The sequence below is a fragment of the Anoxybacillus tepidamans PS2 genome (assembly GCF_000620165.1).
GTDB lineage: Bacteria > Bacillota > Bacilli > Bacillales > Anoxybacillaceae > Anoxybacteroides > Anoxybacteroides tepidamans_A.
Window position 1 is genome coordinate 1 of record NZ_JHVN01000035.1, and the last position, 12,271, is coordinate 12,271.

15 protein-coding genes are annotated in these 12,271 nt (G+C 40.3%); 2 read left to right on the top strand and 13 right to left on the bottom strand.

Annotated elements, in window-relative coordinates:
• Positions 1 to 853 precede the first annotated feature (853 nt).
• On the top strand, positions 854 to 1,615 hold the full coding sequence (pdaB, locus tag N667_RS0116850) for a polysaccharide deacetylase family sporulation protein PdaB (RefSeq protein WP_027410603.1): 762 nt from the start codon (positions 854 to 856) through the stop codon (positions 1,613 to 1,615).
• Positions 1,616 to 1,685: 70 nt separating this feature from the next.
• Here the strand turns inward: pdaB and N667_RS0116855 are convergent, their stop codons facing one another.
• Positions 1,686 to 2,291, bottom strand: coding sequence for a KinB-signaling pathway activation protein (locus N667_RS0116855; RefSeq protein ID WP_027410604.1), 606 nt, complete (start codon positions 2,289 to 2,291; stop codon positions 1,686 to 1,688).
• A 151-nt stretch (positions 2,292 to 2,442) separates the two neighbouring features.
• On the opposite strand from N667_RS0116855, the gene gerD reads away from it, so the two are divergent.
• Positions 2,443 to 3,081: a spore germination lipoprotein GerD gene (gerD, locus tag N667_RS0116860; protein ID WP_027410605.1), complete on the top strand. Its 639-nt coding sequence runs from the start codon at positions 2,443 to 2,445 to the stop codon at positions 3,079 to 3,081.
• Positions 3,082 to 3,131: 50 nt separating this feature from the next.
• Here gerD and N667_RS0116865 read toward each other — a convergent pair whose 3' ends face one another.
• The 12 genes from N667_RS0116865 to rpoA form a co-directional block, all read right to left on the bottom strand.
• Entirely contained in the window at positions 3,132 to 4,148 is a 1,017-nt protein-coding gene (locus N667_RS0116865) for an Mrp/NBP35 family ATP-binding protein (RefSeq protein ID WP_027410606.1), read from the bottom strand.
• A 104-nt stretch (positions 4,149 to 4,252) separates the two neighbouring features.
• Positions 4,253 to 4,960, bottom strand: coding sequence for an N-acetylmuramoyl-L-alanine amidase CwlD (gene cwlD / locus N667_RS0116870; RefSeq protein WP_027410607.1), 708 nt, complete (start codon positions 4,958 to 4,960; stop codon positions 4,253 to 4,255).
• A 64-nt stretch (positions 4,961 to 5,024) separates the two neighbouring features.
• Positions 5,025 to 5,465: a DUF2521 family protein gene (locus N667_RS0116875; protein WP_027410608.1), complete on the bottom strand. Its 441-nt coding sequence runs from the start codon at positions 5,463 to 5,465 to the stop codon at positions 5,025 to 5,027.
• Positions 5,466 to 6,096: 631 nt separating this feature from the next.
• Positions 6,097 to 6,519 (bottom strand): hypothetical protein, encoded by a 423-nt coding sequence (locus tag N667_RS0116880; protein WP_027410609.1) that lies wholly within the window; start codon positions 6,517 to 6,519, stop codon positions 6,097 to 6,099.
• 302 nt (positions 6,520 to 6,821) lie between these two features.
• Positions 6,822 to 7,214 (bottom strand): 30S ribosomal protein S9, encoded by a 393-nt coding sequence (gene rpsI, locus N667_RS0116885; protein ID WP_027410610.1) that lies wholly within the window; start codon positions 7,212 to 7,214, stop codon positions 6,822 to 6,824.
• A 21-nt stretch (positions 7,215 to 7,235) separates the two neighbouring features.
• Positions 7,236 to 7,673 (bottom strand): 50S ribosomal protein L13, encoded by a 438-nt coding sequence (gene rplM / locus N667_RS0116890; RefSeq protein ID WP_027410611.1) that lies wholly within the window; start codon positions 7,671 to 7,673, stop codon positions 7,236 to 7,238.
• 149 nt (positions 7,674 to 7,822) lie between these two features.
• Positions 7,823 to 8,566, bottom strand: a complete 744-nt coding sequence (gene truA, locus N667_RS0116895) for a tRNA pseudouridine(38-40) synthase TruA (protein ID WP_027410612.1) — start codon at positions 8,564 to 8,566, stop codon at positions 7,823 to 7,825.
• 13 nt (positions 8,567 to 8,579) lie between these two features.
• Positions 8,580 to 9,374 carry an energy-coupling factor transporter transmembrane component T family protein gene (locus N667_RS0116900; protein ID WP_027410613.1) on the bottom strand — a complete coding sequence of 265 codons (795 nt, stop codon included), beginning with the start codon at positions 9,372 to 9,374 and terminating at the stop codon, positions 8,580 to 8,582.
• The gene (locus tag N667_RS0116905; protein ID WP_027410614.1) at positions 9,367 to 10,239 is read right to left on the bottom strand and encodes an energy-coupling factor ABC transporter ATP-binding protein; all 873 of its coding nucleotides are present in this window, start codon (positions 10,237 to 10,239) and stop codon (positions 9,367 to 9,369) included. The genes N667_RS0116900 and N667_RS0116905 overlap by 8 nt, the downstream gene beginning before the upstream one ends.
• On the bottom strand, positions 10,215 to 11,054 hold the full coding sequence (locus N667_RS0116910) for an energy-coupling factor ABC transporter ATP-binding protein (RefSeq protein ID WP_027410615.1): 840 nt from the start codon (positions 11,052 to 11,054) through the stop codon (positions 10,215 to 10,217). The genes N667_RS0116905 and N667_RS0116910 overlap by 25 nt, the downstream gene beginning before the upstream one ends.
• A 144-nt stretch (positions 11,055 to 11,198) precedes the next feature.
• Entirely contained in the window at positions 11,199 to 11,561 is a 363-nt protein-coding gene (gene rplQ, locus N667_RS0116915) for a 50S ribosomal protein L17 (protein ID WP_027410616.1), read from the bottom strand.
• A gap of 61 nt (positions 11,562 to 11,622) precedes the next feature.
• The coding region (gene rpoA, locus N667_RS0116920; RefSeq protein WP_027410617.1) for a DNA-directed RNA polymerase subunit alpha at positions 11,623 to 12,271 on the bottom strand (649 nt) is incomplete at its 5' end.

Sequence of the window (12,271 nt, forward strand, 5' to 3'; positions counted from 1 at the left end):
AGGATCAAACTCTCCAAAGAAATTTGATTGGCTGATTGTCTAGCTTCGGACGCCATCGGCTCGCGACGCTTCGGTCCTGCTGCGGCGGCGATAGCCTCCTCGCAGGCCCTACAGCGCGTTTCGCCGATCATCGGGCGTCCTCAGCTTTTCTTTATTGTCTAGCTTCGGCTCGCAACGCCTTGCGGAAAATAACCTTCCTCCGCCGACATGCAAGCATGTCTCGTCGGAAGAACATTTTCCTTTCGGCGTTAAACGCTCGCCTTCGCTTTTCTCATTGACGCTTCGTTTTGTTCAGTTTTCAAAGAACATTTTGTCTCATCGACGGCTTTTCTATACTATCACGACAATGATTACATTGTCAACAACTTTTTTTATTTCCCGACGACGTTTATTAATATATCACCCCTAAAAAGAAATGTCAACAACTTTTTATATTTTTCTCACCGTATATCCTACAGCAGAATCTTAATACTCTCCCCATCCTTTCTGCCTTTGCCATCATACGTTTCAAAATCAAAATTTAACATACCTACCGAGAAGTCTCCCACCTCTCAACGGAGTGTAGTTAGAGGCTCATTCCATTACAAAACGCAGAAGAAAACATGCATAAACTGCTCCAACCCCATTTCTAAGCAGACCAAAACGCTTATTTCTGACATTTATATCTATATCACTATCAAGGTACTGTCCTTCAACATTGTTCATTCTTGAATGATTCTTTAATAAGGTAAAGAATTGGAAGTCCCCCATCTTCCTAAAAATTAATAAAAAGGTGTTAAGTCCGTTTCATAATTTTAGATGACAAGCATATGATTTCATAAAGCTAATTCATAGGACAAAGGGGGTAAGAATATTGAGCTTTTTTTACGCTTTGAATGGCCGCTCTCTAAAGAGAAGTCTTATTATTATTTTTGCCGCATTTTTTACCGCCTTTATTTTATATGTAGAAAACGTTAACCGCCCTACTTTTTCAACACCTACTGGCCCAAAAGCAATATATAAAGCCGCAAAGAGCAATAATGAAGTTGCCCTGACATTTGACATTACATGGGGCGACGAACGCGCCTTACCGATTTTAGATGTGTTGAAAAAAAACGGAATTAAAAATGCTACCTTTTTTCTGTCTGCCTCTTGGGCGGAGCGACATCCACAAATCGTTAAGCGAATTAAAGATGATGGACATGAAATCGGGAGCATGGGTTATAACTATACCGACTATACACAGTTAGAAGATGCAAAAATAAGACGCGATTTAATGCAAGCAAAGAAAGTCTTCGACACTTTGGGCATCAAACAAGTTACCTTACTCCGACCGCCAAATGGTAATTTTAACAAAAAAGTTCTTAAAATTGCTGAATCATTCGGCTATACAGTTGTCCACTGGAGCATTGACTCAAAAGATTGGCTTAATCCAGGCGTTGATGCCATTGTCAATAATGTCACCGACCATATGGAAGCTGGTGATATTATTTTACTTCATGCTTCAGATTCCGCTCGACAAACTTCTGAAGCATTGCCGCAGATTATCCGAGTCATAAAACAACACAAATATCGAAATGTCAGCATTTCCGAGCTTATCGAAAATGGGGAAACAAATAGTAGAGAAGTAAACTAATTCACTCCAGCAAACAATAAAGGAGGCCACAACACTAATGCGGCCTCCTTTTTACTTCTTCCAATTTTCCTCAGGAAGAACTGACTTTCGTTAACTTATGAAGGAGTAACAATTGATAAGCGTTACAAATCAATAGAGGAATTAACATTAAATATAACCATTTTTCATCGTTAATACGCAATGCAGGAAACCATTCGATAATGGTTACAACCGTCATGAAAAATAACGCAGGTATAAACGCTTCTTTGTTTGTCTGTCTTCTTTTAATATATGCAGTTACAAGTCCAAACAATAAAACGAATAAAGCTACCAATATGTAACTAAAAATTGATTCTCCGCTTTTTCCAAATACTTGATAGCGAAAATACACTAAATCAAACAAAACAAAGGCAATAAGGACGATTTGCACTGAATTCCAAAGTGATACTGAACGGAAAAATCCTAATCCGAACCGATGAACTGTCAAATAAGCAAAAAAGCCCATTTGGCTGATAACGCTAAAAATAAATCCAAAGCCAATATACCATGCTAAAACTGCCAAAATTTCACCGATCTGCAAATGAATAAAAAGTTTCTCATACTTGTTCCATTCAACAACAAAGCCTGTAATTGCTGTTGCGATTCCACCGATCGCTAATGTTGTCAAAAATAAACGAACCCATTTCCGGCTGTTCACATCTTAAACCTCCATCATACTCTAATTATTCCTTTAAAAATTTTATCAGTCGCGCTTTAAAAAGGCTAGCGATTAATAAGACAAACGTATATTTTTTTGCCGGAAATTCATATTAAGGATAAGGAACTTTGCAGAAAGGAGCTTATCATACATGAGATACTGGACATCGCTCCTCTTATTAGCTTGTTTTATGATCCTTGGTTCTTGTGCACCACAAGAAACTAGCCCAGCTCCACCCGATTATGACCAAATTAAAAAAATGGTTGTCGATATTTTAAAAACAGACGAAGGTAAAAAGGCGATCCAAGATGTAATGACAGACGAGAAAATCAAACAGCAACTCATCATGGATCAGAATGTGGTAAAACAAACAATTGAGCAAATACTGACATCTAAAAAAGGAGTGGATTTTTGGGAAAAAGCACTTGAGGACCCAAAATTCGCCCAAAGCTTTGCTAAAAGTTTAAAAAGCGAACAGGAAAAAACAATTAAAGCATTGATGAAAGACCCGGAATACCAGGGAATGATGATAGATCTTTTACAAAATCCTGAAATGGAAAAAGCATCACTTACTGTTTTAAAAAGCAAAGAGTTCCGAGGGCATCTACAAAAAATAATGACAGAAACATTTGAAAGTCCTTTATTTAAAGCAAAAATTCAAGACCTTTTAATTAAAGCCGCCGCTGAAAATATGCAAGGAACAAAGAAGCAAGGTGACACAAGCGGCGGGGGAGAAGGAGAAGACGGCGGAGATGGTGGAGGCGGTCAACAAGGAGACAATCAACAATAGCTGAATTGCCAACTTAAAAGGGCTTCTTATACAAAGAAGCCCTTTTTCATTTAGCATTTTTCCGCTACTTTTCGTGCAATTTCCATATAAATTTTCCCAACCGGATGATCTTCCCCATATACCGATGGGGCAAAATCATCGTCATTCCAGTCAGGTTGTTGCAGCGGCAATTGTCCTAAGAGTTCTGTTTGCAGCTCATCTGCTAATTTCTTGCCTCCTCCTTTTCCAAATACATACTCTTTTTCCCCGGTCAGCTTGCTTTCGAAATACGACATGTTTTCAATCACACCAATAATCTCATGCTCTGTACGAAGCGCCATGGCTCCAGCGCGCGCTGCAACAAACGCCGCTGTCGGGTGCGGAGTCGTCACAATGATCTCTTTACAGGACGGAAGCATCGTATGGACGTCTAGCGCCACATCGCCCGTTCCTGGAGGCAAGTCCAATAGTAAGTAGTCTAAATCCCCCCATTCTACTTCTTTAAAGAAATTGTTGAGCATTTTTCCGAGCATCGGACCGCGCCAAATGACCGGCGCATTATCCTCTACAAAAAAACCCATAGAAATGACTTTTACTCCGAAACGTTCCACTGGAATGATTTTATCGCCACGTACAACAGGTCGTTCAATAATTCCCATCATATCCGGGATGCTGAATCCATAAATATCCGCGTCTACTAACCCCACTCTTTTTCCGAGTCGTGCTAGTGAAACAGCAAGGTTCACAGAAACAGTTGATTTGCCAACTCCTCCTTTTCCGCTTGCGATGGCAATATATGTCGTTTGCTTTTTGGATCCGAGATGTTTGGTAATTTCCTCATCAGAAAGCTGCGTAAAACGCAAGCCGACAGATGCAGCTCCTGCGTTTTTCAATGTCTGAACGATTGTTGTTTGTACCTGAAGCTGTTCTGCCGTCCCTGTTTTCGCTAAAGCGATTTTCACGCTCACATGCCCTTTGTCTTCCTTGATTTTAATTTCTTGAATCGCATCCGTTTCTTTGAATGATTTATTTAAAAATGGATCCTGTATCTCTTCTAATAACTTACGTACATCTTGTTCAGTTAGCATTGTTCATCACCAACCCTTATTATGTATTCGTTTTCATATTTTTACTATAACATATATATTTATTGATCGTGAATGTTCATCACGCATATAAAATAAAAGCCCTCTTAGTTAGGAGGACTTTTCTCATTAGAAAAATAACGCAACACTCCCTTATAAATAGACGCAGCAAGTTTTATTTGATACGAATCAGAATCGAGCAGTTTACGCTCCTCTGGGTTGGACAAAAATCCAACTTCCACTAGTGCACCCGGCTTTTTAGCATATTTCAATAAATAAACGGTATTAATCACTTTTGCTGAGCGATCTGTATTCTCAAGGTTGCGACGCAGTTCTGCCTGAATAAATTTAGCAAGCCGTTCATTCTCGATAAAAGAATCATAATAAAACGTTTGTGCTCCTCGCCATCGCGGAGACGGGATCGCATTTAGGTGGATGCTAATGAATAAGTCCGCTTCTGACTGGTTAATGAATTGAACCCGCTTTTTTAAATCTTCTACTTTCCTTCTGCTATATCCTCTCGTATCTTTGTCTGCTAAATCACTATCGTCTTCGCGCGTCAAAAGCACGAGAGCTCCTTGTTGTTGCAAATAGTCACGCAATTTTTTTGCCACATTCAATGCGATGTGCTTCTCTAGCACTTCCTCGCCGACTGCACCTCCATCAGGTCCGCCATGTCCAGGATCTAAAATAATAATTCTTCCCGAAAGAGGCAAATTCCATGACTTCATGGAGTGGGTATCGGAAATAACGTATTGAAAAATAATCGTAAATATAACGGCACTAGCAATGACTACCCATATCGTTCTTTTCATCGTTTCTCCTCCTGCGTTTCCCCTTATTTATCTTATATGGGACAAGAGGAGAAAGTAGAACTTTTTAGCGCAGTTTTAAACGCCAACGTTTTTTCCCTTTTTCAAACCCTTCCGTCCACCAATGAGCAATATAACTTTCGCACGCGTAATATAAAGGTTCACCTGCGTTGATATCACCAACGTCACTCCAAAAACATAAAAAATCAAATAGTGCATCAATAAGGTGTTTTTCTTCTCGCGCAGAACGCTTTTTAACCTGTTCAATCGACTCTCCATAATAGCCGAATCGGCTGTAGCTTGCCCCTAGCAAATAGGCTTCAATGGCCATATCAATGCATCCCTCTTCGACAACGGAAGGAAACACACGGTGTCTTTGATAAAAAGGAAGAAAATATTGATGTGCTTGTACTCGCAATTTTTCTAATGATAATTCCCGCAGCATTTTTCGCTCGTATTTGATTTCTTTTTCCCTTTTCTTTTCCTTAAAAGATGTGATCACATTCATTCGTTTTCACACTCCTTTGAAATGTAGTTTCCTACCGATTTGCTGCAAACATGCACAAAAAAGGGATGCAGTTCAAACAAAAAAATCCCAGCCATAACGACTGGGATTTTTGCATATATATTAACGTTTTGAGAATGGTGGTGCACAACAAGCGCCTTTAAGACCGTATTTCTTATGCTCTTCCATGTGTGTATATAAGTATGAAGAAACGTGAGATAAAACAATTGTTGTTATTTCAAGGTTTAACAGCTTTTTTAGCTAAAAGCAAAAGGAAATTATATTCTTTTATATATGCATTCACCTTAGGATGAACCTCCCCCACCTACACTTCGCTTAGAGGTGGGAGACTTCTCGGCGGATTATGTTAAATAGTTCTGATTACCTTAGAAAAAATATAAAAAACAGGTGCAATAACATGCTAAAACACAGTATGTTTAGCATCATAAAAGCAATACAAATAGCAAACAAAGAACGCTTGGGTTTTAATGTCCGAGCGTTTTGTTTTTTGTTTATTTTCTTGTTCAACTAAAGCATCCGTTACTTTAAGTGTAATTCTTCACAACCTGTTCAGTAAACAAACAAGCAAAAGGCAATGTCCTGATTCAAGTATTGCCCTCGAAAACTATAGTTTTTAAAAACACGTAAACGAAGTAATTCTCCTTGTATCAATACCAAAAATCATCCAGGACCAACCATTCCATCTGAAACCAGCAACAGATCTTGGACCTACGAAAATAGGATAAAACCAAAACGCTTCACCATTGTCGAGCCATATAAAAGTATTACGAAACAGGCACAACCTAATTGCTCCTGGATCAACAGCAAATGGTGCGGCAGTTGCTTGTTGAGGAATAAATGGTGGAGGAGGAGCAGTTGGAGCTTGTGGAATTTGTGATTCGGGTAGACCTGGAAAACCTGATGGTCCCGTAAACTCAGGTCCCGGCAAACTCGGTAAACCTGATAGTTCTGGAAACGAAGGCAATGGTAAACTTGGAAATTGACGCTCCAGTTGCTGATCATAATTTATATAGGAGTATACTGTCTGATTATACATTTAAAAGATCACCATCCTAAATAAATCTCTAAAGTATAAGTATGTTGTACTGTTCTACTGTGAAGCTTATTCACAGGCTAAATTACTGCCCATTTGCTTTCGAAAATATTGTATTTGACAAATGAACCTCTCCTGCCTACACTCCATTTCGAGACGGGAGACTTCTTGAGGGGATATGTTAAAGGAATAAACAGCAGGAAAGTTGCAAAGATACATTGAGATTCAAATGTGTTTAAAAGCTTTTTTAAATATAAAAAAGACCCTTTCCACATAAGTGAAAAGAGCCTTGAAACGTTGATATATTAACGTTTTGAGAATTGTGGTGCACGACGAGCGCCTTTAAGACCGTATTTTTTACGCTCTTTCATGCGAGCATCGCGAGTTAATAAACCTGCGCGTTTCAATGTTTGACGGTATTCTGGATCTACTTCTAACAATGCGCGTGCGATACCGTGACGAATCGCGCCTGCTTGACCAGAGAAACCGCCACCATGCACGTTGATTAATACATCGTAGTTGCCTAATGTTTCTGTTAATACAAGCGGTTGTTTTACAACTTCAATTAACGCTTGAGATGGGATGTACTCTTGAATATCACGGTTATTGATGACAATGCGTCCGTCACCAGGAACTAAACGTACACGTGCAACAGAACTTTTGCGACGGCCTGTTCCATAATATTGTACCTGTGCCAAAATAATACCCTCCTTAATCGATTATCCGCGAAGTTCGTAAACTTCTGGTTTTTGTGCTTGATGTGGATGTTCGCTTCCTTTGTAGACATGCAATTTTTTGAACATTTGACGGCCAAGACGACCTTTTGGAAGCATACCGCGAATCGCTAATTCAAGCATTTTTTCAGGATAGTTTGTACGCATTTCAAGTGCCGTTCTTACTTTCAATCCACCTGGATGTAAGCTGTGGCGATAGTACAATTTATCTGTTAGCTTTTTACCTGTTAGTTCAATTTTTTCCGCATTGATAATGATTACATGATCGCCAGTATCTACATGTGGTGTGAAAGTTGGTTTATGTTTGCCGCGTAAAATCGCTGCTACTTCACTTGCAAGACGACCTAACGTTTTGCCTTCAGCGTCAACAACGTACCATTTACGTTCTACTTCGTTTGGCTTCGCCATATAAGTTGTACGCATGATTTTCCCTCCTAAAATAAAAAATGACCAGACGTTATATATTTATTTGAACACGATTATTTTCCGGGGCTAATCGTGGCTCTAAAATACATACCATATGATATGATATCTCTTTCCAATGCCAATGTCAAGAAAATGTTACACCAGGATTAGTTGTCATAGAAAACTTCCCATAAATAGAGCCCGTGAGGCGGCGCAGTTTTTCCAGCAAGACGCCGGTCTCTTGCTTCCAAAATAGAAGGAATGCAATCCCATGGTCTTTTCCCTTGTCCAATCTCAAGCATCGTTCCAACAAGAATGCGTACCATGTTATATAAGAAGCCGTTGCCGATCCACTGAAACTCTAGTTCGTCATGATTGCAAACAATATTCGCTTCATAAATGGTCCGTACCCGATCCTCTACTTCTGTCCTCGCTGAACAAAAGCTCGTAAAATCATGAGTTCCCTTTACTAATTCAAGCGCTCGTTCTATAGCTTGGCAATCTAGCGGATACGGATAATGGTAGTAATAATGGCGAGAAAATACGTCTTTTTCTCGCGCTATTCTTATTTTGTAGCGGTATTCTTTGGCCACCGCGCTAAATCGAGCATGGAATGAATCATCTACTTCTTGTACTTCCCGCACGGCAATATCATCGGGCAGCATAGCGTTTAAAGCTTTTTTCCAAGCCTCTGATGGAAGGTGCAAGGGGGAATCAAAATGTATCACTTGCCCATATGCATGAACGCCTGCATCCGTTCTCCCGGAAGCCGCCACACGTATCGCTTCTCCTTTATGCATATTGGATAACACGCGCTCTAATTCCCCTTGTACCGTTCTCTTATTTTGTTGAATTTGATAACCAGCAAAATGTGTGCCATCGTAAGAAATAATGCACTTCATTCGTTTCATTTTTCATTCCCCATTAAGAGCGTAATAAGAATAAAATAACCGCTAATATTAAAATAGAAACAAGCAAACAAGTATCGATCCATTTCCATGTTAATAAACGATACTTCGTCCGCCCTTCACCGCCGCGATATCCCCGTGCCTCCATTGCTATTGCCAATTCTTCTGCACGTTTAAATGAATGGATGAATAAAGGAACAAGCAAAGATACAATCGCTTTCATTCTTTCTCCGAGCGGTCCGCCGTAAAAGTCGACGCCTCGCGCTGCTTGAGCCTTCATGATTTTTTCCGTTTCCTCCATTAACGTCGGAATAAAACGTAACGCAATCGACATCATTAGCGCAAGTTCATGAACAGGAACACGAAATCGTTTCAATGGACCAAACAAACTTTCAACCGCATCTGTTACTTCAATCGGTGTCGTAGACAACGTCAATAGTGTAGTAATTAAAATGAATAAAAGAAACCGCAGCGAAATGAAAATGCCTTGTTTCACACCGCCCTCATAAATAGTAAATGTACCTAACTGATAAAGAACGTACCCCTCTTTCGTCATGAAAACATGCATTAAAAACGTGAAAAGCATAATCCATAAAATAGGCTTTAGCCCCTTTAGAACAAATGAAAGAGGCACCTGCGACAAAAAAAGGAGCGCAAACGTAAAAGCTGTTAAAATAGCATACGTAAGACCATTATTCGCTAAGAAAACAATACCGACATAGAAAAACACAACAATCAGCTTCGCCCGAGGGTCCATTCGGTGAATCATTGAATTTCCAGGGACATATCTTCCAAGCATCATTTTATTCATGGCCGCTCACCCTAGCAAATAGTGCATGAATCCCTTTAGTTAATTGCTCCATCGTTAAGCACGGCGATGGGATTTCCCGCCCGATTTTCTCTTCAAGTTTACGTTTGATTAATACTGTTTCGGGCACGTCCAATCCTAATTGCAGCAATGCATCCACATCACTAAAAATTTGTTGAGGAGTGCCTGTTTTCCATACTGTCCCTTTATGCATGACGACAATATAATCGGCGTATTTCGCCGCATCTTCCATGCTATGGGTCACTAAAATGGTCGTCAGCTTTCTTTCGCGATGGAGACGCGCAAACATTTCCATTAAATCTCTCCGGCCTTTTGGATCTAGACCTGCTGTCGGTTCATCTAAAACAATCACATCCGGTTCCATTGCCAGTATGCCGGCAATCGCCACTCGGCGCATTTGACCGCCGCTTAAATCAAAAGGAGACTTGTTTAGCACGTCCTCAGGAAGTCCTACAAGCTGGAGAACTTCCTTTGCTCTCTTTTTGGCTTCTTCTACGGGAACGCCAAAATTCATCGGGCCAAAACAAATATCCTTCTCCACCGTTTCCTCAAATAGCTGATGTTCAGGAAATTGAAACACGATGCCGACCTTTTGGCGAAGTGGTTTTAATAGCCGTGGCTTCTGCGAGCTCGTAATCGTATATTCTCCAATGGACACCGTGCCGTTGGTTGGTTGCAACAGACCGTTCAAATGCTGCAGCAACGTTGATTTTCCTGAACCGGTGTGTCCAATAATCGCTACATACGCACCGCTGCGGATGGATAGTTCAATATCATAAATCGCCCGTTGCGAAAAAGGAGTATTGGCATGGTAAATATGCTCTACATTTTTGAATATAATGTCCATAATTCATTCACCAGCCCATCTATGGAGGCATCGCTTATTTGCATTGGAATGCCCATACTTCTTAATTCGTTTTGCAATTTAATTGCGAACGGTAAATCAAGCCTTATGTCCTCGAGTTTTTTTCCTAACGAAAAAATTTGCATTGGCGCCCCTTCCGCCATGACGGTTCCCTCGTTCATCACAATAACGTTATCGGCTTTTACTACCTCTTCTAAATCATGCGTGATCGAAATGACAGTCATATTTTGCTTTACTTTTAAATCATAAATCGCCTCAATGACTTCTCTTCTTCCTTTTGGATCAAGCATCGATGTCGCTTCGTCTAAAATAATGATATCGGGTTCTAGCGCTATAATCCCAGCAATCGCTACACGCTGCTTTTGTCCTCCAGAAAGAGAATGCGGCTCCCTTAATAAAAACTCTTCCATGCCCACTTGCTGTATCGCTTTCTTCACCCGATCAATCATTTGCTCACGAGGCACCCCATTGTTCTCTAATCCAAAAGCCACATCATCTTGAACCGTTGTACCAACAAATTGATTGTCTGGATTTTGAAAGACAATCCCCATCCGCTTACGAATATCCCATATCGTTTCTTCATTTAATACTCTATCAAATATTTTAATCGTGCCGCTTTTGGGGATTAATAAACCCATTAGCAATTTCGCTACCGTCGATTTACCAGAGCCGTTATGTCCTACAATTGCGACCCATTCACCCTTTTTTATTTGAAAAGTGACGTTGCGAACGGCATCATTCGGTTGATTCGGATATTGAAAGAAAAGATGTTCTACTGATAAAACTACTTCTTCCACTCATTCTCTTCCTCTCGTCTCTATCTGTATCTCTACTTCTTACTCTACTATATAAAGAATATAAAAGGGAAATAAAAAAAGGGCATAGATCCAGTTTAAAACAAACTGTCTCGCCCTTGTTTAGTCAACGTCAACCGAATCGATTTAAACGAGCTCAATAACAACCATTGGAGCACCGTCACCACGGCGCGGACCAAGCTTCATAATGCGAGTATAGCCACCTTGACGTTCTTGGTAACGTGGAGCGATATCGCTAAATAGCTTTTGAATCGCATCTTGACCTGTTTCTGTGTTTGCTACTTCTGGACGGATGAACGCAGCAGCTTGACGACGAGCATGCAAATCGCCGCGTTTTCCTAGAGTAATCATTTTTTCCACTACAGAGCGCAATTCTTTTGCACGAGCCTCTGTCGTTTCAATACGCTCGTTAATAATTAAATCCGTAGCTAAGTCGCGAAGTAACGCTTTACGTTGAGCGCTTGTACGTCCTAATTTTCTGTATGACATGAGATGTCCCTCCTTTTTGAATAACTTGTAACATGAAAATGCCTAGTTAATTCAATATTAACTAGTCATCTTTGCGCAATCCTAATCCTAGTTCTTCTAGCTTCGCTTTCACTTCTTCAAGCGATTTTCGTCCTAGGTTGCGCACTTTCATCATATCTTCTTCTGTTTTTTGTGCAAGTTCTTGAACTGTATTAATGCCCGCACGTTTCAAGCAGTTATAGGAACGCACAGACAAATCAAGTTCTTCAATTGTCATTTCAAGCACTTTTTCTTTTTGGTCTTCTTCTTTTTCAACCATGATTTCTGCATTTTGTGCTTCATCTGTAAGACCAACAAAAATATTTAAGTGCTCAGTTAAAATTTTCGCACCAAGAGCAACCGCTTCTTTCGGACCAATGCTTCCATCTGTCCATACATCAAGCGTCAACTTATCATAGTTCGTAACTTGACCGACACGAGTGTTTTCCACTTGATAAGCTACGCGCGATACCGGTGTATAAATCGAATCGATAGGGATAACACCTATTGGCTGATCCTCGCGTTTATTGGCATCAGCTGGAGTATACCCACGTCCGCGTCTTGCGGTCATTCTCATGCGAAGATGGCCACCTTCAGCTAACGTAGCAATATGAAGGTCCGGATTTAATATTTCAACATCGCTGTCGTGAGTAATATCAGCAGCCGTGACAATTCCTTCACCCTGTACATCA

Bases quoted from the DNA above. Each gene is read 5' to 3' on its own strand.
- rplM (WP_027410611.1), bottom strand. From the start codon at position 7,673: ATGCGTACAACTTATATGGCGAAGCCAAACGAAGTAGAACGTAAATGG.
- N667_RS0116880 (WP_027410609.1), bottom strand. From the start codon at position 6,519: ATGTATAATCAGACAGTATACTCCTATATAAATTATGATCAGCAACTG.
- cwlD (WP_027410607.1), bottom strand. From the start codon at position 4,960: ATGAAAAGAACGATATGGGTAGTCATTGCTAGTGCCGTTATATTTACG.
- gerD (WP_027410605.1), top strand. From the start codon at position 2,443: ATGAGATACTGGACATCGCTCCTCTTATTAGCTTGTTTTATGATCCTT.
- rplQ (WP_027410616.1), bottom strand. From the start codon at position 11,561: ATGTCATACAGAAAATTAGGACGTACAAGCGCTCAACGTAAAGCGTTA.
- N667_RS0116865 (WP_027410606.1), bottom strand. From the start codon at position 4,148: ATGCTAACTGAACAAGATGTACGTAAGTTATTAGAAGAGATACAGGAT.
- N667_RS0116905 (WP_027410614.1), bottom strand. From the start codon at position 10,239: ATGGACATTATATTCAAAAATGTAGAGCATATTTACCATGCCAATACT.
- truA (WP_027410612.1), bottom strand. From the start codon at position 8,566: ATGAAACGAATGAAGTGCATTATTTCTTACGATGGCACACATTTTGCT.
- N667_RS0116900 (WP_027410613.1), bottom strand. From the start codon at position 9,374: ATGAATAAAATGATGCTTGGAAGATATGTCCCTGGAAATTCAATGATT.
- N667_RS0116875 (WP_027410608.1), bottom strand. From the start codon at position 5,465: ATGAATGTGATCACATCTTTTAAGGAAAAGAAAAGGGAAAAAGAAATC.